Origin of the sequence: Pseudomonas sp. B21-028 (assembly GCF_024749045.1) — a bacterium.
Taxonomy (GTDB): domain Bacteria; phylum Pseudomonadota; class Gammaproteobacteria; order Pseudomonadales; family Pseudomonadaceae; genus Aquipseudomonas.
The window spans coordinates 3,400,275-3,421,776 of sequence record NZ_CP087184.1; the positions used below are offsets into that span (position 1 = coordinate 3,400,275).

Below are 21,502 nucleotides of genomic sequence, written 5' to 3' on the forward strand. Positions count from 1 at the left end.
TATCGATTAACGTTGTTCGAGGGCCACGGACGGCGCCGGGGCCGCCCGTTCCGGCATGGGGAAGCGCCAGGCGCAGGGCAAGGCCAACAGGATCAGCGCGCCGGTGGCGATGAACACTTCGCTGACAGCGCCCGAGGCTCGCAGCGCCGACCCCGCCTCGGCGCCCAGGCGCATTTCCAGCCAGAGCGAGGCGATCACGATGGCCAGCGACGACACGAGGCGCCGGGAGATGTTGTTCATGGCGGCGCCCTGAGTGACCATCGGTTCCGGCAAGGCGTTGAGCCCGGCGGTGGTCACCGGCATGTAGGAAAGCCCCAGCCCGGCGCCGCGTACCATCATCAAGACGAACACCGTGGCGAGGCTGGCCTGGGGACCGAGCATGCCCAGGGCCAGGGTCGACGCACCGGTCAGCAACATGCCCGCCGACACCACCGCCCGTGGTCCGTACCGGTCGAGCAGCTTGCCGCCCATCTGGCCGAACAGGCTGGCGAACCCGGCAGTGCACAGCAGGGCCAGGCCGGTCCAGATCGCGCTGTGGCCCAGCACCATCTGCACCAGCAGCGGCACCAGCACCAGGCACTCGAACATGCCCACCGACTGCACCACGGCGATGATCACGCTCAGGCGGTAGCCGCGCAGGTTGAATATCCGCAGGTTGAGCAGCGGCTCCGGACAGCTCAACTCGACGCGCACGAAGGCGATCAGGCACAGCACGCCCGCCGTCAGCATGGCCAGGTTGAGCGGATCCAGCAGGCCGTCGGCGTGGTGCAGGCGACTGGTGGCGACCATCAGCAAGCCGATGCCCGAGGCGATCAGCAGATACCCGGCGAAATCGAACGGTTTGCGCTCCGGCGGTTCGGAAGCCGGCAATACGCCCAACCCCAGGATCAGCGCCACCAGCCCGATGGGCACGTTCATCAGGAACAGCGAGCGCCAGCTGAACCACTCCAGCAGCAGGCTTCCGCACAACGGTCCCACCGCCGGGGCGAGCATGACCACGGCGCTCCACAGCCCCGTCACCCGCCCCCGCTCGTCCTTGGCATACACCGAGAAAATGATCGCCAGGGACAACGGGATCATCAGCCCGCTGGCGATCCCCTGGACCACCCGCGCCGCAATCACCAGCACTATCGAGTCAGCCATCGCGCCCATCAGCGAACCACCGATGAACAACGCCACGCCCCACAGGTACAAGCGCTTGCGGCCGAGGCGCTGGCTCAGGAAGCTGGTCAACGGCATGGTCATGCCCATGGCGGTCATGAAGCCCGCGACGATCCAGGTCGCCATCAGCGGCCCGATGGCAAACGCCTCCATGAACGCCGGCAACGCCGGGTTCAGCGAGCTGTTGTTGAGGCTGACCGTGAGCGTGCCCAACATGACGTTGATCACCACCCAGTGACGCGGCACTGTCACAACCGTGCTCCAGGCGTCGTGGCACTGACGAACTGTTGCTGCGGACGCGGATGGCACAGGAAGTCCGCGTGGGAAATGTTGTAGCCATAGGCGCCGGCCATGGGCAGCACCAACAGGTCTCCCACCTCGGCCCCCTGCAACCGGCGACCGCGGCTCAATACATCTTTGGGCGTGCACAACTGGCCGACCACGGTCCAGGTCTGCGCGGTGTCCGGCTGCGGCTTGCGTCGACGTGGCAGGTGGATGACCGGGTGATCGTGACTCTGCGCCGCCGGCAGGCGGAACTGGTGGGTGCCACCCCGACAGACCAGGAAGTGCTCGCCGTGGCTGGTCTTGGTGTCCAGCACTTCGATCACGTAGTAACCACAGAATGCGCTGATGAAACGACCCGGTTCGAAACGCACCACCGGCGGCTGCTCATGCTGTGCGAGGGACTTGCGCAGGTGCCGGCAAAGACGCTGCCAATCGAAGCGCTGTCCGCTCAGGTAGTCGACCCCGATGCCGCCGCCGACATTCAAGTGGGTCGGTTGCTCATCCCCGGTCGCCAGCGCTTTCCATTCAGTCCAGCGTTGCAGGTAGAAGTCCAACAGTTGCTCATGACGTTCCACCGAGTTCTGATGGGACATCGCATGCACGTGGAAACCCTTGAGGCTCAGGTGACTGAACGCCTGCACCCGCCGCACGGCTTCCGGCAGTTCCGCTTCATCGATACCGAAAGGCGTCGCGGTGCCGGCCATCGCCAGTTTGCTCGACAGGGTCGACGGCAACTGCGGGTTGATGCGGATGAATACCGGCTGGACACGACCGGCCTGCTGCGCGAGACGTTGCAGGCGGTCGATTTCATTGAGGCTTTCCAGGTGGATCGCCTCGACCCGGTTCTCCAGGGCAGCCCGCAGGTCCGAATCGAGTTTGCCCGGGCCGGAAAACACGTAGGGCTTGCGCGTCGGACACGCCACGACCCGTTCGATCTCACCGCCGGAGGAAATCTCGAAACCACTGACCAGCGGGGCCAGGGCCGCGAGCATCGGCGCCTCGCTGTTGGCCTTGATCGCGTAATACAGCTCCACACCGGCAGGCAGCGCGGCCATGACTTCGCTGACATGCCGGGTCAGCGCCTCAAGGTCATAGACAAACAGCGCCAGCGGGTCTTCGCTGTTGCGCCGGGCCGCCTCGATGGCGGCCATCACCGTTTCGGGCAGGTCACGCATAACGCACCTCCTCGCCCCAAGGCGAACGCAGGCTGACGTAACCGGCCTGACGATCGGCCTTGGCGGCCAGGCGCACCTTCAGATTGGTCTTGCAGGGAATCGATTCGCCGGCGATCAACGCATCCAGTTCCGGCGCCGGCCGTACCAGCTCCTGACGAATGCTGCGCAGTTGACGCGTCACCCGTTCCCACATCAACGGAGCCAGGTGCGGACGTTCCCAGCTCAGGGCCAGCACCGCTTCGGAGAGGTTGTTGATCAGCAGGCAATAACTGATGCGACTCCAGCCCTGTTCACGGCTGTAGACCAGCGACTGGCGCACGCGAGGATGCAGGCCGACCTCAATACCGGACATTCCCAGTTCCTCAGTCAGCTTGACCCCTTCGAAGTCCCGCAGCAGCAATTGCTGTGGCTGGCCGTCGTCGTGGATCAGCACACTGTTCTGCAGGTGCGGTTCCATCACCACGCCGTGGTTGAAAAACAGCGCCAGCACGGGACGCAGCAGCAGCGCCTGGTAGCGGTCGAACCAGTCGAGCAGTTGTTCGTCATCCAGTGCCTGGCCGTTGAAACCTTGCAGGAATTCATGGACCAGCGGCTGGGAATGGATATCCCGGGCAAACAGCGTGCCGGCCATGATGCTCACGTCCGCGCCGCCGCGACGGCAGAAGTTCTCGCGCAGGATCGCGCCGGTCTGCTCACGGAACCAGTGGCTGTCGGCTTCGCTCGCGTGCTCGGGCGCCCAGCTCAAGGAGCCCGGCTCGGCCACGGAGGACAGGCCGCCCAGGGTCTGCGGCTGGGTCTGCTGCAAACGCTGGAACAACTGGTCGATGATCAAGGTGCTTTCCAGCTCATACCAGGCGTTCTTGCGCACGCAGTTGGTAATGCGCACGTTTAGCGAGCCCTTGATGAAATAGTCATGCCCTTCGATGTACCAGGTGCGCATGGAGGCCGTCGGGCTGGCCAGTGCTCCGGTGGTACCCAGGTCCCGCAATTCGCCCAGTTCCAATTGCTGCTGCACCCGTCGGTCCTGCACGAACAGCTGTGCCTGGACCGGGTGCAGGCAAATGATCGCCCGTCCCGGCCGGGCACGACTCTGGTCGGCGAAGCCAGCCAGCACTTGTTCTTCGGTCAGCCCGTTGGCGGAGATCCGCAGCCCTTCGCGCGGGACCTCGAACAGGTGCAGTGCCGTACGCGCCTGGAACTCCGGGGCATAGGTTTCCTGGGCCAGGTGGGCCGGCCAGAGCCGCGCCTTGGGCGCCGGATGATTCGGATGACCAAACCACAGCCCCTGCTCGCTGGCGAGGTAGCTGCTCAGCGGCGCCGGACCCTCACCGTCGATGTTGTGGGCGACGATGGCGGCGGTCAGGGACTGGCTTTGCAACACCTGTTCGAGCAACTCGTCGTTGCTGGCGCGGGTCATGTGCTCACAGGCGCCGAGCAGTTGCGCGACGAACTCGGGGAATGGCAGGTTGCTCCACGACGTATCGCCCTGCCGCGCATACACATCGGACAGGTAGCGATGGCTACCGAGACGGTCGCGACGATCCACCAGCACGAAGAACTGCTGGCCGTTGGGCAGGCTGATGGCCAGGGGAATCCCCTTCGATTGCAGCCCTTCGAGGTAACTTCCGGGTGCAATGCCACGCATATCCTGGGGCCAGTGATAATCCAGGCAGTTTTCCGGTAATGCGAATTCCTTGATCAAACAATTGAGCAAGGCGCGAGTACTCGCCAGTTCGCTGACGCGGTGGGATAAAGCAGTACGATCGGGATATTGCATAGTTACTCCTCGCAACCTGCGGGTTACGGATGACTTCATGTCTGGGCAAGTTCGTTTATTCAGCGCCAGGACAATAGGTGCCCGCCTTCCCCAACTTCGGGAAAATTGTTTAGCGCTGTTTATCAAGTGACCGATATGACTTATATCGCCACGTATATATCGAAAGATTGTTTAATGACGTTCTTGTGAAAGTGCAGCCTGCAACGCTTGTTCAAATCGTTCCATTACCAGCGCACATTGCTCGTCATCGATGATCAACGGCGGCAACAAGCGGATCACGTTGCCCTGCCGTCCTCCCCGTTCCAGCAACAGCCCGTGGTCGAAACAGTGTTTCTGGATGGCCACGGCCAAGGTCGGGTCGCCCGGATAGCTGTTCAGGCGATCAGGGGCCTGGCGCTCATCGACGATCTCGATGCCGAGCATCAACCCGCGACCTCGCACCTGGCCAAGGGCCGGATAACGCTGCTGCAGTTCTACCAGCCGGGTCTTGAGCCAGGCGCCACGCCGTTCGGCCTGGGCGGGCAAATCCTGTTGCTGCAGGGCGTTGAGCGTTGCCAGGCCCGTGGCCATGGCCATCTGGTTGCCCCGGAATGTCCCGGTGTGGGCGCCCGGCTGCCACGCATCGAACTCTCGCTTGAGGCCGAGCACGGCCAACGGCAATCCACCGCCCACGGCCTTGGACATGACGATGATGTCCGGCTCGATCCCGGCGTGCTCGAACGCGAACATCTTGCCGGTGCGACCAAAGCCCGCCTGGACTTCATCGATGATCAGCAGGATGCCGTGCCGCTGGGTGACCTCGCGGATACGGCGCAACCATTGCGGCGGAGCGCAGTTGACTCCGCCCTCGCCCTGCACCGCCTCGAGGATCACGGCCGCCGGCAGCGACACGCCGCTTTCCACGTCCTCGATGAACTGGGCGAAATAATAGCCCAGTGCTTCGATCCCGGCTTCGCCGCCGATGCCCAGCGGGCAGCGATATTCATGGGGATACGGCATGAATTGCACGCCCGGCATCAAGGATGCCACGGCGTCTTTCGGCCCGGTGTTGCCCGTTACCGACAACGCGCCATGGGTCATGCCGTGATAGCCGCCACTGAAGCTGATGATGTTGCTGCGCCCGGTGAACGTCTTGGCCAGCTTGAGCGCCGCCTCTACCGCATCCGCCCCGGACGGCCCGCAGAATTGCAGGCAGTAGTCACGCCCCTGTCCTGGCAGCAGGCTCAACAGCTTTTCACTGAAGGCATCCTTCTGCGGCGTGGTGAGGTCCAGGGTGTGCATCGGCATGCCCGAAGATATGAAGTAATCGATGCTGTCCATGATGTCGGGGTGGTTATGGCCCAATGCCAAAGTCCCGGCCCCCGCCAGACAATCAAGGTAGGTCTTGCCCTCCACGTCCGTCACCCATACGCCATGGGCCTTGGCAATGGCCAGGGGCAACTTGCGCGGGTAACTGCGAACATTGGATTCGAACTGGCTCTGGCGGCGCAGATAATGTGCATTGTCCTTCTGCAAAGAATCGGTGCGTACGACGCTGTCATTCAACATGAGAATCAATCCTGATTAAGCCTATATGCAAATTATTCTCATTCGCTGACGAGTGCAATATTTAATTTCAATAAATTGGGAAGTTTTCGGATTCGATTTGCTATTTGAATAACGCGCAGGAGTAATTCACCGAAGTGAATTGGAGTATTGAGGAATAAACATATTGGAGAAAGGCACTTTAATATCAGTACCGAAAGCCGTTTAATCAGCTTTTATATCGAATGACAGGCCCCCGATAATTGCAGATTAATATTAATATCAAAACGATATATAACAATAGAAAAACAGCTCCCTCCATGGAGCTGCACAGCGGTGTCAGAAATCTACGGTAGCTGACAGAAGGTAGGTGCGCGGCGTCGACAGCGTCAGGCCCGGCTCACTGTCATCCGAGGCCCCGGCCGAACTCCAATAGCGCTTGTCCGCCACGTTCTCGATGTTGGCACGCAGGGTGATGTTCTTTTCATCGACCTTGAAGCCGTAGCGTGCACCGACGTCGAAGCGTACCCAGGAATCGATTTCCTTGGTGTTGGACTGGTCCAGGTACTGCGAACTGGAATAGATGCCGCGGCTGGTCAGGGTCAAGCCCTGCACAGTTGGCACATCCCATTCGGCGCCCAGGTTGACGTTGTATCTCGGCGTGGCCGGCGCACGGTTGCCATCGTAAGTGCCGCCAGTGGTGTTGGTCAGCTCGCTGTCGATGTACATCACGCCACCGAGCAGTCGGGTGCCTTTGAGGGGTTCACCGAATACGCTCAATTCCACGCCGGTGTTTTCACGCTTACCGTTGGGGCCGAACACGCGTGTCGTGGCGTCGGTCGCGTAGGCCGGCTGCTTGATCCGGAACAGAGCGGCAGTCAAGGCGAACGGACCGGCGTCGTACTTGGCTCCTACCTCAACCTGGCGACTGATGAACGGCGGGAAAATCTCGTCCTCATTGATCGAGGTTGACGGCGCGATCTTGCCTTGGCTCAGGCCCTCCATGTAGTTGGCATACAGCGACAGTTTGTCGGTGGCCTTGAACAGGATGCCGCCTGATGGAGATACTTTTTCCTCGTCATAGGCAGTTGCACCTTTGACGCCCGCGGTCCAGTCATCCACTTCCACCCGCTGCCAGCGGGCGCCGAGGGTCAGCAGCAGACGGTCATCGAAAAACCCCAGGGTGTCAGACAGCGCTACGCCACTGAAGTGGTTTTCGGTGTAGACCTTGTCATCCTTGCGCGTAGGGGTGCTTGGCGTCGTGGTTTTCACCGGGTCATACAGGTTGCTGCTGCCGTTGGCATAGCGCGCACCGCCGTTGGTGAAATCCATGTAGAAATAGCTCGCGGCCAGGTTGACCTCATGACTTACCGGCCCTGTGTGGAACCAGTTGCGAACCCCGACATTGGCTGTACGGACACTTTCATCCCGAGAGAAATCACGGGGGGAAACAGTGAAATCGCCAGCATCATTGATAATCGAAACGTTATGCCGAAGAAAATCATGATGACTCTCACGCGCACCGACACCGCCATACAGCATCGTCGAGTCGCTGACATCGTATTCGGCGTTCACCATGCCGAAGGTGTCCTTGGTGCGTGCCTTGCTCCAGGGCTGGGCATAGTTGCTGCGCACATCGCTGGCATGGGGAACCGGCGCGGCGGCGGCAACCTGCACACGTTCCTGCGGCGCATCGGTATCGCGCTCGGTGTGGCCGATGTCCGTGGAGACACGCAGCCGTTCACCGCGAAAATCCAGGCCAACCACGGCCATCTCGCGGTCCACGCTCTGGTGGTCCCATTCGGTGTCACCGGACTGCTTCACACCGTTGAAGCGAATGCCGAACTTGTTGTCCTCACCAAAGCGTCGGCCGACATCCACGGCACCACCAAGCTGGTTGTTGGACGCGTAGCTGCCGGTGAACGAGGTGATGGGCTTGTCGGTGGCATGCTTGGGCACCACATTGATCCCGCCCCCCACGCTGCCTCGCGGTGAAATACCGTTGATGAGCTGGCTCGGTCCCTTGAGGATGTCGACGCGCTCGGCCATTTCCATGTCGATCGTATAGGTCGGCAGGATGCCGTAGAGGCCGTTGTAGGCCACATCGCTGTTGAACAGGCTGAAGCCGCGAATGGTGAACTGCTCATACCGGCCACCCGCCGGGTTGGTCGCACGCACCGAGGGGTCGCTGTTGACCAGGTCGCCCAGGGTCCGGGCCTGTTGGTTCTTGACCGCCTCGCTGGTGTAGGTGGTCATGCTGAACGGCGTTTCCATGAAGTCACGCGAGCCCAGCAAGCCCTGGGAGCCACGACGTGCGACCTGGCCGCCGGCATACGCCTCGCCCTCCTCCGAGCCAGCGGCGCCGAGAATCGAGGTGGGCGCCAGTTGCAGGCTGCCGCCCTCCGGTGCCGGGGCCAGGATGTAGGCCTGTTCGCCCACCGGTTGCAACTGCAGGCCGGAGCCTTGCAACAACCGGGCAAAGCCCTCCTCCACGCCATACTCCCCCGAAAGGCCGGCGCTGTTGCGACCGCTCACCAGGGCCGGGTCCACCGACAGGTTGACACCCGCCTGCCCGGCGAAGCGGGTCAGTGCCGCGCTGAGGCTGCCGGCCGGAACCTGGAAGCTGCGCCGGGCCGCTTCTTCGGCCTGGCTGGATGAGATGAAGAACGGGCTGGCGCTCAGGCTCAGCATGAGGCCCAGATTCAACAGTGGACGCCAGCCGGCAAGGGCGGGGCGAACATGCAAAGGTACTACTGCGGACATTGGAAGGCGCTCTCGTTTTTGTTCACTTGCCTTGAATGACAAGCGAGACAAAAAAAGGGGACAGGCATCAGGCGATATTTTTGCGAAGCGACAAGGTGACCCAATAACGGGTGCGCATCTGCACGTCGAGCGGCAAGCTGGCCGAGAGCAAAGCAAGGACTTTGTCGGTGTTTTCCAGGCGGAAACTGCCGGTTACCCGAAGCGATTCCAGGGCCTCGTCCCAGCGCAGCACACCCGGGCGATAGCGACCCAGCTCACGGAGAAAGTCCCCCAACGACTGGTTCTGCGCCACAAGCACCCCGTCGCGCCAGCCCGGTTGCGTCAGGTCGACCCTGGTCACCGGCCCTGCACCTGCAGCGTGAAGGCTGGCCTGTTGGCCCTCCTCCAGCGATAGCACAGGCCCGTGCAACGGTTGCAACTGCGCCGAACCGCTGACCACCGACACCTGGCAGCCTCGTTCACCCAGGCGCACGCAGACTTCGCCTCGACTCACGGTAATCAGGCCATAGGGCGCCTGGACAGCCAACGGCGTGACGCCGCTGACTTTCAGGGCCATTTCGCCTTGTACCAGCACCAGGCGCCGGGCCTTGAGGTCAAGGTTCACGGCACTGTCGGTGTTCAATTGCAAGAGGCTGCCATCGACCAGCGACCAGCGCCGCTGTTCGCCGGTGGCGGTGTGCAGGTCGGCGCGCCAGGCGTCCAATGGCAACGTGCGACCCAGCATCCAGGCTGTCGGAACCAGCGCGACGACGCCCAATGCGCGCTTGAGTACGGCACGCCGGGGCAAGGATGGACGATCCAGGGTCGCCATGCCCAGCGAAGGCGGCACCCCGGCGAAGCGCTGACGCAGCCGCTGGGCTTTCTGCCAGGCCGCTTCGTGGTGAGCGCTGCTGTCGCGCCAGCGTTGCAGGCCGGCGGAGTCGAACTCGTTGCCGCCGAACTCCATCAGGGTCAACCAGCGGGCAGCCGCCCGGGCGACCTCACGAGCCTCGGACGACGGGGCCGGACGCATCAAAAGTCCACCAGCAGGCAATGCTCATAGGCTTGGGCCATGTAGCGCTTGACGGTGCGTTCGGACACCTGCATGCGCTCGGCGATTTCCCGGTAGCCCAGGCCTTCGAGCTGGCTCCACAAAAAAGCCCGTCGCACCTGGGGCGGCAGGCCATCGAGCAACTCGTCCAGGGCGTGCAGGGTTTCCAGCAGCAGCCAGCGTTGCTCCGGCGACGGTACGCACTCTTCGGGCAGGCTTGCCAGCGCATCGAGGTAAGCCTGTTCCAGGTTGCGCCGGGTATAGAAATTACTCAGCAGCCGCTTGCCCACCGTGAGCAGATAGGCCCGTGGCTCGTGCAGGTCCGCCAGGGGTTGGGCGCTGGAGAGTACCCGCAGGAAGGTATCCTGGCGCAGATCCGCCGCATCCCAGGCATTGCCCATGCGCCGTCTCAGCCAGCCTTCCAGCCAGCCGCCATGATCACGGTACAACGCATGTAGGGAGTGCTCCGTCGGCGTAGCTGCATCAAACATGTCAAGAAGCCCTGGGCATGGAATGTCTTAAATGAGACTGATTCTAATTAATGTTCACAAGCTAATCCAAGTCCTTTATGCGGCGAAATGTGTAAATGCGCGGAAACCGAGGGTTGTGATGCAAGCTGGGCCACCGCTATCGCGAGCAGGCTCGCTCCCACATTGTTCCCGGTGAACCCACTTTCCGCGTTTGACCGCCAATCCCCTGTGGGAGCGAGCCTGCTCGCGATGGCGGTGATGGGCGGCAAGGTAAGACAGTTGCTCCCACAGGGAATCTTCTGCTGCACAAACAAAAGCGCCCTTGGGATCAAGGGCGCTCGGCTGACGAGAGGTATCAGTGACTGGCGTGCAGGGCTTTCGGCACTTCCGGCATGGCCGATGAGTGGTGGTTGATGATCTTCCACTGTCCGTTCAGGCGCTCATAGAGGTAGGTGTAGCGCGCCTGCACGTCCTTCTTGCTGCCATCGGCATTGGTCAGGGTGAAGGTGTAGACCCCACTGTCCATCGCCGCATCGGGACCCAGGTGGCGGATTTCCCGGTAGTTGATCTGGCCGACCGGCTTGCCCGCCAGGAAGTGTTCGAAATAATCCTGGATCTGCGCCGGCGTGGTACGCACCTTGTTGGAAAGGGTCGGTTGCAGAATCGCGTCCGGCGCGTAGAGGCTGGTCATCGCTGCGGCACTGCCGGTCAGCAGCGTCTTGTTCCAGTGGTCGAACAGTCCAGCGATCTCCCGGTCATCTACGTTCTTGGGTTGTTCGGCCACGGTGCGATACACGAAGGGCGTGGCATCGGCGGCATGGACAAAAGGCGTGGTCAGTACAAAAAAGGTGGCGAGGGCGAGGGTTTTCATTTTCATCGTGGCGTTCCTTTCGGTATTAATAGCGTCGGTTTCAATGACCCCACTTTGCCGTTCGCACCGGCATCCGCCATCGGCCAACCGGCGCCAATCGACTATGCCGATCGGCAGATAGGCCCGGAACCGATGACACGCTCTAATACGAACGTCACGACCGGACCGGTCCCTTCACGCTGGAGCTCCCATGCAAAGCCCACCCCATGATCCCGGCAGCGCCCTGGCCATCCGCAGCCAGTATCGTCAGTCGCAAAGCCGCGCCGCGCGCCTGGGCCTGTTGTTGGGCACCGGCCACGAACTGACCCGCCTGCCCTTGGCACAGATGCGCCAGCGCGTCGTGCAAAGGGCCTGCGCGTTCGTCGCTATGGATCATGGCTTGCTCTTGGAATGGACGCCTGATCAGCCGGCAAGCGCCCTCGCCTGCCATGGCAGCGGCGAGCGCCTCGACTGGCTCGCCAGCCTCGCTGATTCGCCGTTGCCCGGACCGCAATGGCTCGAATACCCCGACCGCCCCCTGCCCCAGGTCCTGCGGGTGCCGCTGCGGGCCGCAGACGGGACGGCGTTCGGCGTGTTGTTGCTGGGCAACAGCGTGGTCATCAGCGCGCCCGACCACGAAGACATCGAATCCCTGCAACTGCTGGCGACCCTGCTGGCCGCGCACCTGGAGAACCATCGGCTGCTTGAAGCACTCCAGGCACGCGAGCGCACCATGTCCGAACTGGTCCACCGGTTGTTCACGGCCCAGGAAGACGAACGCAAGCGCGTGGCGTATGACTTGCACGACGGCCTGGCGCAGAACCTGGCCGGCCTGCATCAGCGCCTGCAGGGGTTCGCCGGACGCTGCCCGGCGTTGCCGCCCGACCTGGCGAACGAATTGCAAACCATCCTGGCGTTGGCCCAGGGCTGTGTCGGTGAAGGCCGGCAACTGATCGGCGGTCTGCGCCCCCATGTGCTGGATGATTTCGGCCTGTACAAAGCCGTCGACAAGGAAGCCGATCGCCTGCGCGAAGCCGGCTTGACGGTGGACTGGCTCGAACACAGCAGCGCGCGCCTGCCGGGCAATACCGAAATCGCTCTGTTCCGCATCGCCCAGGAAGGCATCAACAACATTCTCAAGCACGCCCGGGCCGGCCATGTGGGCCTGGGACTCTCCATCAGCGACGGCCAGGCCGTCCTGCGGGTGGAGGACGATGGCCGTGGCTTTGCCCTGGAGCAGCCCATCGAAACCAACGGCACCCGCCACCTCGGTCTGGCTGCCATGCAGGAGCGGGCCATCCTACTGGGAGGCCACCTGACGTGTCTCAGCCAGCCCGGCGGCGGCACTCGATTGCTGGCCAGCGCGCCACTGCCTCTCCACGGAGCACATCCATGACCTCTCCTTTAAGGCTGCTGTTGGCCGACGATCACGAAGTCACCCGCGCCGGGTTCATCGCCCTGCTGGCCGGTAGCACCGGGTTCGAGGTCGTCGGCCAGGCCCGCGATGGCCAGGAAGCCCTCGACCTGTGCGAACGACTGCAACCGGACATCGCCATTCTCGACATCCGCATGCCGGTGCTCAACGGCCTGGGCGCGGCGCGCATCCTGCAGCAGCGTCAACCGGGCATCAAAGTGGTGATCTTCACCATGGACGACAGCCCCGACCACCTGGAGGCGGCCATCGGCGCAGGCGCCGTCGGTTATCTGCTCAAGGACGCCAGCCGCGATGAGGTGCTGGACGCACTCAAACGGGTCGCCCGGGGCGAGGAAGCATTGAACAGTTCGGTCAGTGCCCGCCTGTTGCGACGCATGACCGAACGTGGCGCCGGTGCCGCAGCACCGCTCCAGGCCTTGACCGCGCGGGAACGCCAAGTGCTGGGGCTGGTGGCGGGCGGCTTCAGCAACCGTGAAATCGGTGAAAAGCTTGGCATCGCCTCCGGTACGGCCAAGGCCCATGTGGAACGGGTCATTGGCAAGCTGGGGGCCGCCGACCGGACCCAGGCCGCCGTGCGAGGCATTGCCTTGGGGCTGGTGGCGCAACCCGCCGGACAATGGCCATGAGGCTCCTGACGACCCGCCGCTGGGTCGACTTGCCGCTGCGGGGCAAGGCTTTGGTGGTGATTTCCCTGCCGCTGGTGGTGCTGCTGCTGTCACTGGTGCTGATCTACATCACCGAGCGCCAGACCGCCCGGGCCGAAGAAGATGTTCGCCGGGTGTTGCGCGTGCAGGGCGATATCCAGACGGTACATACCCTGCTGGCAGAAGCGGCGGCCAGCGTGCGTGGCTACCTGCTGACCCGGCGCGAAGACTTTTTGCCCAGCTATGAACAGGCCACGCTATTGATCGAGGCTGCATTGCAACGGCTGGACCGCAACATCCGCGACACCAGGGTCCGTGAACACCTCCAGACCATCACCCCGCTGATCGACGAGAAACTCAGCGGGTTGGTGGAACTGCGTAGCGGCAGGGGCGTCGACACCGAAGCCATCACGGCGCTGCTGATCAAGAACAAGCAGGTGCTGGACGTGTTGCGCGAACAGATCAATGCCATGCGCATCCGCGAGGAAGCCCTGCTCGCCGAGCGCAGCGCCGCCGCCTCCGCCACCCGCATGCGCTTGCTGTTCGCCACGCTGCTCGCCGCGGTGTGCGGGTTGTTCGGTGCGATTGTCGCGGTGCTGTTTTTGTCCAAGGGCATCGTCGCCCGGGTGCAGCAGGTACAAGGCAATGCCCAGCGCCTGGCGTTGGGCCAACCCTTGCGGCCGCAACCGCCGGAACAGGATGAAATCGGCCAGTTGGGCACCCGCCTGGTGGAAGCCGGACAATTGCTGGCAGAACGCGAGCGAGCCCTGCGCGACAACGAAGAGCGCCTGCGGCTGATCATCGATGGCGTGAGGGACTACGGCATCTTCGCCCTGGACGCCAAGGGTCATGTGATCACCTGGAACGCCGGCGCCGAACGGATCAAGGGTTACACCGAGCAGGAGATCATCGGCCAGCATTTTTCCCTGTTCTACCTGGCCGAAGAGTGCCCGGCACACCCGGAGATGGCCCTGCGCGAAGCCACCCGCGACGGGCATTACATGGAAGAAGGCTGGCGTTGTCGCAAGGACGGCAGCCGCTTCTGGGCCAGCGTGGTCATCACCGCTCAATACGACAGTACCGGCGCCCTGCGCGGTTTCTCCAAGATCACCCGCGATATCACCGACCGGCGCGCCGCCGAGATCGCCCTGAGCACCGCCCGCGAAGAAGCGGAAAGTGCCAGCCGGGCCAAGAGCGAATTTCTCTCGCGCATGAGCCACGAACTGCGCACGCCATTGAATGCCATCCTCGGCTTCGCGCAGCTGCTGGACATGGATTCCACGGCCGGCCAGCGTCCCCAGGTCAGCCACATCCTGCGCGCCGGCCAGCACTTGCTGGCGTTGATCAACGAAGTGCTGGACATTGCCCGGATCGAGGCTGGCCGCTTGCCGCTGAACATCGAGCCCATCGCCCTGGCGACCGTGCTGCACGAAGCCCTGACGCTGGTTTCACCCATGGCTGCCGACGCCGGCATTCGCCTGGTCGAACTGCCGCCGCTGCCCGAGGGCAGCGGTGTGCTGGCTGACCGTCAGCGACTGGTCCAGGTGCTGCTCAACCTGCTTTCCAACGCCATCAAATACAACCGGCCCGAGGGTGAAGTACGCATTGAAGTGACCGTCCTGGACAAACGGGTGGCCATTGCCGTGAGCGATACCGGACGCGGCATTGCCCCGGAGCAGTTGGACCAGTTGTTCAAGCCGTTCGAACGCTTGGGCGCCGATCCCCAGGTCGAAGGCACCGGCCTCGGCCTGTCCCTGAGCAAGAGCCTGCTGGAGATGATGCAGGGCACTCTCCAGGTGCACAGCCTGCCGGACCAGGGTTGCTGTTTCACCTTGCAGTTGCCGGGTGCTCAGGTCGTCACCACGCATTTGCCGCCTATCGCAGCCCTGACGGTCACCCGCACGCCCGTTGAATACCACGGCAGGGTCTTGTGCATCGAGGACAACCTCTCGAGCCTGGCGTTGATCGAAACCCTGATGCAGCGCCGTCCCGGCATCCAGCTGCTGTCGAGCATGCAGGGCCAGATGGGCCTGGACCTGGCGCGCCAGCATGCGCCACAACTGATCCTGCTGGATGTGACCCTGCCGGACCTCGCTGGCCTGGAAGTCTTGCGTCGCTTGCGCCAGTCCCCGGCCACCGCGTCCACCCCGGTGTTGATGATCACGGCCGATGCCAGCGACCTGACCCGTCGGGCCCTTCAGGATGCGGGCGCCACCGCGATCCTGACCAAACCCATCCATATCCAGGCCTTCCTGGCCCACCTCGAACGTTATCTACCGGAGCCTGCATGAATCGTGACTTGCGCATCCTGATCATCGACGACCAGCGCCCCAACCTGGACCTGATGGAACAACTGCTGGCCCGCGAAGGGCTGCACAACGTGCTGAGCAGCACCGAGCCCCTGCGCACCCTGGATCTGTTCAACAGCTTCGAGCCGGACCTGGTCATCCTCGACCTGCACATGCCGGCGTTCGACGGTTTCGCCGTGCTGGAACAACTCAACCGGCGCATCCCGGCCAACGACTACCTGCCGATCCTGGTACTGACCGCCGACGCCACCCGGGACACCCGCCTGCGGGCCCTGGCCCTCGGTGCCCGGGATTTCATCAGCAAACCGCTGGATGCGCTGGAAACCATGCTGCGCATCTGGAACCTGCTGGAAACCCGGGCGCTCTACAAGGCCTTGCGCGAGTTGATTCCTGAGCAGCAGATCGAGTTGCTGCGCCAGCATCGGCCGACGATCGATTGAAAAATAAGTATTACTTGTGGCGAGGGGATTTATCCCCGCTGGGCTGCAACGCAGCCCCAAGACCTGCAACCTCGATCTATCTGTTACACCGAGCTGCCAGGTTTCAGGGCTGCGTTGCAGCCCAGCGGGGATAAATCCCCTCGCCACAAACTGGCCAATCCTGGGATACCGAGCCCGGTATCAATGACCGCGAATGTAATGCTCCAACTGCCGGATCAGATCCGCTTGCTCGACAATGGCCTGCTTGACCAGGTCACCAATCGACAGCAGGCCGATCAACTGCCCACCATCGAGCACCGGCAAGTGCCGCAGGTGGCTGTCGGTCATGACCTCCATGCAGCGTTCGATGCTCTGCTGACTGTCGGCGGTGACCACCGGTACGCTCATGATCGTGCGTACCGAAGTCCCTACCGAGGAGCGCCCGTGCAGCACCATCTTGCGCGCATAGTCCCGCTCGCTGAACACCCCCACCACCTGGCCATCCTCGATCACCGGCAACGCGCCGACGTTCTTCTCGGCCATGATCCGCAGGGCTTCGAGCACCGTCTGCTCCGGCGCGATGCTGTGGACCTGCTGGTTTTGCAGACTCTTGAGTTTCACCAGTTGAGCGGCGGTTTTCATTGTCGATCCCCAACTCCAAATAAAGGGCAAACAGCAAAATTTGATGCAGACACTATCCCTGTGGCGAGGGGATTTATCCCCGCTGGGTTGCGCAGCAGCCCCAAAAGCTGACACTTGTTTGTGCCAGATGAACCCGGGCAGTCTCTATTGGGGTTGCTGCGCAAGCCAGCGGGGATAAATCCTCTCGCCACAAAAAAGCGGTGCTTCGTGCGATCAATCCTCACCAATCTCCACCACATCACCATTGAGCCGCACCGGCCATACCCGCAGGCGCTGTTCCGGGTATTCCAGGCAGTGGCCGTCTTCCAGGCGGAAATGCTGCTTGTACATCGGCGAGGCAATCACCAGATCACCCTTGATGCTGCCCAACAGCCCGCGACCGATGACATTCGCTCCCGACTTGGGGTCGCGGTTGTCGATGGCGTACAGCGGCTTGTCCTGCTGTTCGGGCAGGTACAGCAGCGCTACCTGGCTGCCGTCGTGCCAGGCAACCACGCCGGAGTTGGGGACCAGGTCTTCGCGGCTGCACAGGGGGCGCCATTGCACCTGGGCTTCGGCGGTGGGAATACGAACGACGTTTGACTGGCTCATCAGAGCACCTCCTCGGTGACGGGAATCAGGTGAAGTTCACCGGCGTGAACCGGGCGACGCTGGCCGCGCTCGCGGACGAAATGCACATCCGGATCGCCGCGCTGGTCGTTGACGAACGTGCGGAAACGCTTGAGTTTTTCCGGATCCTTGAGGGCGTTGGCCCACTCGCACTCGTAGCGGTCGACCACCAGTTGCATCTGGGCTTCGAGCTCGGCCCCCAGGCCCAGGCTGTCGTCGATGATCACGTCCTTGAGGTAGTCCAGGCCGCCCTCCAGGCTTTCCCGCCAGACCGACGTGCGTTGCAACTTGTCGGCGGTGCGGATGTAGAACATCAGGAAGCGGTCGATGTAGCGGATCAGGGTCGCGTCATCCAGGTCGGTGGCGAACAGCTCCGCATGCCGCGGACGCATGCCACCGTTACCGGCGACATAAAGGTTCCAGCCCTTTTCCGTGGCAATCACGCCGACATCTTTGCTCTGGGCCTCGGCGCATTCGCGCGTGCAGCCGGACACCGCGAACTTGAGCTTGTGGGGCGAGCGCAGGCCCTTGTAGCGATCCTCAAGGGTCAGGGCCATTTGCACGCTGTCCTGCACGCCATAACGGCACCAGGTGCTGCCCACGCAGGATTTCACCGTGCGGGTGGATTTGCCGTAGGCATGGCCCGTTTCGAAACCGGCTTCGATCAGCTCGGCCCAGATGTCCGGTAACTGGTGCAGTTGGGCACCGAACAGGTCGATGCGCTGGCCGCCGGTGATCTTGGTGTAGAGGTCGTATTTCTTCGCCACCACGCCGATAGCAATCAGTTTGTCGGCGGTGATTTCCCCGCCGGCGATGCGCGGCACCACCGAATAGGTGCCGTTTTTCTGCATGTTCGCCATGAAGGTGTCGTTGGTGTCCTGCAACGGCACCAGCGACGGATCCATGATCGGCTGGTTCCAGCACGAGGCCAGGATCGAGCCCACCGCCGGTTTGCACAAATCGCAACCGGTGTGCCCGCGGCCGTGCTTGGCCAACAGTTCGTCGAAGATGATGATTCCTTCCACCCGCACCAGGGCGTACAACTCCTGGCGGGTGTAGGCGAAGTGTTCGCAAAGGCTCTTGTCGACGCTGACGCCACGGGCGACCAGTTCATGCTCGAACACCTGCTTGACCAGCGCGGCGCAACCCCCGCAACCGGTACCGGCCTTGGTGTCGCACTTGAGTTGGCCCAGGTCCGTGCAGCCGCCGTCGATGGCCGAGCAGATCGAGCCTTTGGTGACGTTGTGGCATGAACAGATGGTCGCCGCCGCGGGCAATGCGGCCGGGCCGAGGGTCGGTGCGCCTTCGGAGGTGGGCAGGATCAGGCTGGCAGCATCCTTGGGCAAGGCGATGCCGTTCTGCATGTACTGCAGCAAGGTGTCGTAGTAGCTGTTGTCACCCACCAGCACCGCGCCGATGACACGCTTGCCGTCGGCGTCCACCACCAGGCGCCGGTAACTGGCGCTGGTTTCGTCGATGAACTGGAAGCTGCGCGAGCCCGGCGTGTGCCCGTGGGCATCGCCGATGGAGCCAACGTCGACGCCGAGCAATTTGAGCTTGGTCGACATGTCGGCGCCGGTGAACGGCTCGCCACTTTCGCCGCTCAGTTGTGCCGCGACGCTGCGGGCCATCTGGTAGCCCGGTGCGACCAGGCCGAAGATACTGCCGTTCCAGGCTGCGCATTCGCCGATGGCATAGATGTCCGGGTCGCTGCTCAAGCATTGGTCATCGATCACCACGCCACCGCGCGGGCCGATCTGCAGGTCGCTCTGGCGTGCCAAGGCATCCTGGGCACGGATACCGGCGGAAAACACGATCAGGTCGGTTTCCAGGAAGTCGTCGTTGCCGAAGTTCATCCGATAGCGGTAGTGCTCACCGGCGCTGATGGATTGGGTGCCCTTGGACAGATGCACGCCGACGCCGAGCTTTTCGATACGCGCCTTGAGGGCCAGGCCGCCCTGCTCGTCCAGTTGCACCGGCATCAGCCGTGGAGCGAATTCCACCACATGGGCTTCCAGGCCCAGGGTCTTGAGGGCATTGGCCGCTTCCAGGCCCAGCAGGCCGCCGCCAACTACCACACCACGGCGGGCATTGGTTGCGGCGGCGCGGATCGCGTCGAGGTCCTCAAGGGTGCGATAGACCAGGCGGGAATCGCCGTCTGCGCCTTCGATGGGCGGCACGAACGGGTAGGAGCCGGTGGCGAGCACCAGTTTGTCGTAGTGGATACGCTCCCCGGCGGTGACGATCTGACGGGTCTGGCGATCGATCTCCAGCACCGGTACGCCCAAGTGCAGCGTGACGCCTGGGGTCCGGTACAACGAGGCCTCGCCAAGGGCCAGGGATTCGGCGTCGCGGCCAGAGAAATACTCGGACAGGTGCACGCGGTCATAGGCACGCATCGGCTCTTCGCTGAACACATGCAGACGGTAATGGTTGAGGGCACCGCGCTCGATCAACTGCTCGATGCAGTGATGGCCGACCATGCCATTGCCGATCACGATCAGCGTTTGCAGCTTGTTCAGGGAAGCAACGTTGGAATTCATAGAAAGCACCCGACAAAAGCCCATCACGATTTTGAAAGCAAAAAAAAAGACGCCTGAAACCTTGCGGTTCCAGGCGTCTTTGCCTGTTCTGTGCGGTATCGACCCGACGACTGCGCCCGATCTACCGTTACCCCCGGCCTGCTGGCGCTCGATCTTCGTTGACCGACGGGGCTGCCCACTCGATTGTGTTCGCGGTGGGCCTGGAGGCTCTCTTGCAGCGAGCGTGCCAACCCTCATATTCCACAGGCTCCAACCGGCTCTACCCTTGTGGGGGCGGGCTTGCCCGCGAAGAGGGCCTTCTCCTCACCCTGGACATCCAGAATCTGCAGCACCGGGGCAACTGCCTTCCCATGGTGCGATCCGATGCTGCTGGCTTCATAAAAGTGCAGTGCTTCTTGCAGGATCAGAGTTGAACAGGCAGGCCTCATCGCGAGCAGGCTCGCTCCCACAGGGTCTGGTGACGAACACAGAAGCTGCGTCCGTCATAAGTCCGATGTGGGAGCGAGCCTGCTCGCGATTACGGTGCTCAGTTTTAAGGAGTGCGGGCGGCTCTCTGCACCATCGCGACGATACTCACAAAAAGCTCTTCCTTCGCTTCGTCAGCACTGACCTCACCGGTGGCGGCCGCGTTGGACAGCGCCTCTGCTGCCCCCAGCATCGCTCGCAGGCTCGCCTGGGTGATCGTTCCCGCACCCGCGAACGGCTCGAGGACGGTCCGGCATTTGCCGAGAAATATCGCTTCATATTCCCGCTTGATGTTTTCCAGCTCTGGTGAGCTGGTCAGCGCAGCTATCACGCCGGGAATTTCCCGCCCCTGCTGCAACACGCATTCGACATAGGAAGAGGCGATCACCTGGGCCCGGCCTTGCAGCGTCGGTTCGCTCGCTGCAAGGGCCGCGTCCATGAGCCCTGTCTGGCGGACATCGAAATCCTGGTAAAGCGCCGCCAGCAGCCCGGATCGACTGACGAAGTGGTCATAGACGATGGGTTTGGTCACCCCACCCTGGTCCGCGAGTCGGGCCAGGGTCAGCGCGTCACTGCCCTCCTCCCGCACCAGCCGCCAGGCGACGTCCAGCAGCTGTCGTTGCCGGTCCTGCCGGGATAAGCGACGACGAGGTACAGACGATTTTTCACCAGTGCTTGACATGCTTACTTTACCAACCGTAACTTACTATAAGTAACTTAACCAAGCATAGCCGCTTCCCCGCCGTTGTTACCAGTAGGAGTTTCGCCATGCACGCACTCATCGTTGTCGCTCATCACGACCCACGTTCCCTGACCCATAGCCTTGCCGAAAAAATAGGCCAAGGCCTGACCCATGCCGATCCCAGCCATACCTTCGAGATAGCCGATCTGGCCGCCGAAGGCTTCGACCCGCGCTTCAGTTTCGCCGACCACGCAGTCCATCGCCGCGAAGCTTCGCCACCGCCAGACGTACTGGCCGAGCAGGCGCGAATCGAGCGTGCCGATACGCTGGTACTGGTCTATCCCATTTATTGGTGGTCGATGCCAGCGTTGCTCAAGGGCTGGATCGACCGAGTCTTTTCCAACGGCTGGGCATTCGATTTCAGCCTCGACAAGCCGTTCATCCAGAAATTGCAGCACCTGCGCGTCCATCTGGTGGCGGTCGGCGGGGCCGATGCCGACTCCTTCCTGCGTCATGGCTATGGCAAAGCGATGACCACGCAAATCGATCATGGCATTTTTGATTATTGTGGCGCCCAGGTACTGAGCTCGCACCGTTTGCTCGACTCGGAGATCCTCGATCCGCAACTGCACTTGCAAGCCGCCGTCAGTATTGGCCAGCGGTTGTTCACAACAGTGGACAAGACGCTACCGCTCCACACGCCTGCCGCCCCGGCGTGA

The 21,502-nt window shown here is 62.7% G+C and carries 17 protein-coding genes; 5 read left to right on the top strand and 12 right to left on the bottom strand.

The genetic code is table 11. From position 1 onward, the window contains the following. Positions 1-6: 6 nt before the first annotated feature. From LOY35_RS14790 to LOY35_RS14825, 8 genes are all read right to left on the bottom strand, one after another. A complete protein-coding gene (locus tag LOY35_RS14790) occupies positions 7-1,413 on the bottom strand; it encodes a DHA2 family efflux MFS transporter permease subunit (RefSeq protein WP_258624146.1) in 1,407 nt (468 codons plus the stop codon). Beyond that, positions 1,410-2,621, bottom strand: coding sequence for a type III PLP-dependent enzyme (locus LOY35_RS14795; RefSeq protein WP_258624149.1), 1,212 nt, complete (start codon positions 2,619-2,621; stop codon positions 1,410-1,412). The genes LOY35_RS14790 and LOY35_RS14795 overlap by 4 nt, the downstream gene beginning before the upstream one ends. Next, entirely contained in the window at positions 2,614-4,398 is a 1,785-nt protein-coding gene (locus tag LOY35_RS14800; protein WP_258624161.1) for an IucA/IucC family siderophore biosynthesis protein, read from the bottom strand. The genes LOY35_RS14795 and LOY35_RS14800 overlap by 8 nt, the downstream gene beginning before the upstream one ends. Before the next feature lie 171 nt (positions 4,399-4,569). Further along, positions 4,570-5,946 carry a diaminobutyrate--2-oxoglutarate transaminase gene (locus tag LOY35_RS14805; protein ID WP_258624164.1) on the bottom strand — a complete coding sequence of 459 codons (1,377 nt, stop codon included), beginning with the start codon at positions 5,944-5,946 and terminating at the stop codon, positions 4,570-4,572. Positions 5,947-6,261: 315 nt separating this feature from the next. Beyond that, the gene (locus LOY35_RS14810) at positions 6,262-8,685 is read right to left on the bottom strand and encodes a TonB-dependent receptor (RefSeq protein ID WP_258624165.1); all 2,424 of its coding nucleotides are present in this window, start codon (positions 8,683-8,685) and stop codon (positions 6,262-6,264) included. A 67-nt stretch (positions 8,686-8,752) separates the two neighbouring features. Further along, positions 8,753-9,697, bottom strand: a complete 945-nt coding sequence (locus tag LOY35_RS14815) for a FecR domain-containing protein (RefSeq protein WP_258624167.1) — start codon at positions 9,695-9,697, stop codon at positions 8,753-8,755. Next, the gene (locus tag LOY35_RS14820) at positions 9,697-10,206 is read right to left on the bottom strand and encodes a sigma-70 family RNA polymerase sigma factor (protein WP_144930453.1); all 510 of its coding nucleotides are present in this window, start codon (positions 10,204-10,206) and stop codon (positions 9,697-9,699) included. Before LOY35_RS14820 ends, LOY35_RS14815 begins: the two co-directional genes overlap by 1 nt. A gap of 334 nt (positions 10,207-10,540) precedes the next feature. Continuing rightward, positions 10,541-11,062 (bottom strand): SgcJ/EcaC family oxidoreductase, encoded by a 522-nt coding sequence (locus LOY35_RS14825; protein ID WP_258624178.1) that lies wholly within the window; start codon positions 11,060-11,062, stop codon positions 10,541-10,543. 184 nt (positions 11,063-11,246) lie between these two features. On the opposite strand from LOY35_RS14825, the gene LOY35_RS14830 reads away from it, so the two are divergent. The 4 genes from LOY35_RS14830 to LOY35_RS14845 are packed head-to-tail and all read left to right on the top strand — an operon-like array spanning position 11,247 to position 15,863. Then, positions 11,247-12,431 (top strand): sensor histidine kinase, encoded by a 1,185-nt coding sequence (locus tag LOY35_RS14830; protein WP_258624182.1) that lies wholly within the window; start codon positions 11,247-11,249, stop codon positions 12,429-12,431. Next, positions 12,428-13,096, top strand: coding sequence for a response regulator transcription factor (locus LOY35_RS14835; RefSeq protein ID WP_258624185.1), 669 nt, complete (start codon positions 12,428-12,430; stop codon positions 13,094-13,096). Before LOY35_RS14830 ends, LOY35_RS14835 begins: the two co-directional genes overlap by 4 nt. After that, complete coding sequence (locus LOY35_RS14840; RefSeq protein WP_258624186.1) at positions 13,093-15,405, top strand: ATP-binding protein; 2,313 nt, start codon at positions 13,093-13,095, stop codon at positions 15,403-15,405. The genes LOY35_RS14835 and LOY35_RS14840 overlap by 4 nt, the downstream gene beginning before the upstream one ends. Beyond that, positions 15,402-15,863, top strand: coding sequence for a response regulator (locus LOY35_RS14845; protein WP_258624194.1), 462 nt, complete (start codon positions 15,402-15,404; stop codon positions 15,861-15,863). Before LOY35_RS14840 ends, LOY35_RS14845 begins: the two co-directional genes overlap by 4 nt. Positions 15,864-16,043: 180 nt before the next feature. On the opposite strand, the gene LOY35_RS14850 is transcribed toward LOY35_RS14845, so the two are convergent. The 4 genes from LOY35_RS14850 to LOY35_RS14865 all read right to left on the bottom strand — a co-directional run bounded on the left by LOY35_RS14850 (position 16,044) and on the right by LOY35_RS14865 (position 20,783). Further along, positions 16,044-16,484: a CBS domain-containing protein gene (locus LOY35_RS14850; protein ID WP_258624197.1), complete on the bottom strand. Its 441-nt coding sequence runs from the start codon at positions 16,482-16,484 to the stop codon at positions 16,044-16,046. Between the two features lie 213 nt (positions 16,485-16,697). Beyond that, positions 16,698-17,075: a nitrite reductase small subunit NirD gene (nirD, locus tag LOY35_RS14855; protein WP_258624199.1), complete on the bottom strand. Its 378-nt coding sequence runs from the start codon at positions 17,073-17,075 to the stop codon at positions 16,698-16,700. Further along, positions 17,075-19,636 (bottom strand): nitrite reductase large subunit NirB, encoded by a 2,562-nt coding sequence (gene nirB / locus LOY35_RS14860; RefSeq protein WP_258624202.1) that lies wholly within the window; start codon positions 19,634-19,636, stop codon positions 17,075-17,077. The genes nirD and nirB overlap by 1 nt, the downstream gene beginning before the upstream one ends. A gap of 532 nt (positions 19,637-20,168) precedes the next feature. Next, positions 20,169-20,783 (bottom strand): TetR/AcrR family transcriptional regulator, encoded by a 615-nt coding sequence (locus LOY35_RS14865; RefSeq protein WP_258624212.1) that lies wholly within the window; start codon positions 20,781-20,783, stop codon positions 20,169-20,171. 86 nt (positions 20,784-20,869) lie between these two features. Between LOY35_RS14865 and LOY35_RS14870 the strand changes: the two genes are divergently transcribed. After that, the gene (locus LOY35_RS14870; protein WP_258624216.1) at positions 20,870-21,502 is read left to right on the top strand and encodes an NAD(P)H-dependent oxidoreductase; all 633 of its coding nucleotides are present in this window, start codon (positions 20,870-20,872) and stop codon (positions 21,500-21,502) included.

Coding starts and splice junctions, on each gene's coding strand:
- LOY35_RS14800 (WP_258624161.1), bottom strand. CDS start 4,398: ATGCAATATCCCGATCGTACTGCTTTATCCCACCGCGTCAGCGAACTG.
- nirD (WP_258624199.1), bottom strand. CDS start 17,075: ATGAGCCAGTCAAACGTCGTTCGTATTCCCACCGCCGAAGCCCAGGTG.
- LOY35_RS14840 (WP_258624186.1), top strand. CDS start 13,093: ATGAGGCTCCTGACGACCCGCCGCTGGGTCGACTTGCCGCTGCGGGGC.
- LOY35_RS14850 (WP_258624197.1), bottom strand. CDS start 16,484: ATGAAAACCGCCGCTCAACTGGTGAAACTCAAGAGTCTGCAAAACCAG.
- LOY35_RS14820 (WP_144930453.1), bottom strand. CDS start 10,206: ATGTTTGATGCAGCTACGCCGACGGAGCACTCCCTACATGCGTTGTAC.
- LOY35_RS14815 (WP_258624167.1), bottom strand. CDS start 9,697: ATGCGTCCGGCCCCGTCGTCCGAGGCTCGTGAGGTCGCCCGGGCGGCT.
- LOY35_RS14830 (WP_258624182.1), top strand. CDS start 11,247: ATGCAAAGCCCACCCCATGATCCCGGCAGCGCCCTGGCCATCCGCAGC.
- nirB (WP_258624202.1), bottom strand. CDS start 19,636: ATGAATTCCAACGTTGCTTCCCTGAACAAGCTGCAAACGCTGATCGTG.
- LOY35_RS14805 (WP_258624164.1), bottom strand. CDS start 5,946: ATGTTGAATGACAGCGTCGTACGCACCGATTCTTTGCAGAAGGACAAT.
- LOY35_RS14845 (WP_258624194.1), top strand. CDS start 15,402: ATGAATCGTGACTTGCGCATCCTGATCATCGACGACCAGCGCCCCAAC.
- LOY35_RS14865 (WP_258624212.1), bottom strand. CDS start 20,783: ATGTCAAGCACTGGTGAAAAATCGTCTGTACCTCGTCGTCGCTTATCC.
- LOY35_RS14825 (WP_258624178.1), bottom strand. CDS start 11,062: ATGAAAATGAAAACCCTCGCCCTCGCCACCTTTTTTGTACTGACCACG.
- LOY35_RS14810 (WP_258624165.1), bottom strand. CDS start 8,685: ATGTCCGCAGTAGTACCTTTGCATGTTCGCCCCGCCCTTGCCGGCTGG.
- LOY35_RS14795 (WP_258624149.1), bottom strand. CDS start 2,621: ATGCGTGACCTGCCCGAAACGGTGATGGCCGCCATCGAGGCGGCCCGG.
- LOY35_RS14835 (WP_258624185.1), top strand. CDS start 12,428: ATGACCTCTCCTTTAAGGCTGCTGTTGGCCGACGATCACGAAGTCACC.
- LOY35_RS14870 (WP_258624216.1), top strand. CDS start 20,870: ATGCACGCACTCATCGTTGTCGCTCATCACGACCCACGTTCCCTGACC.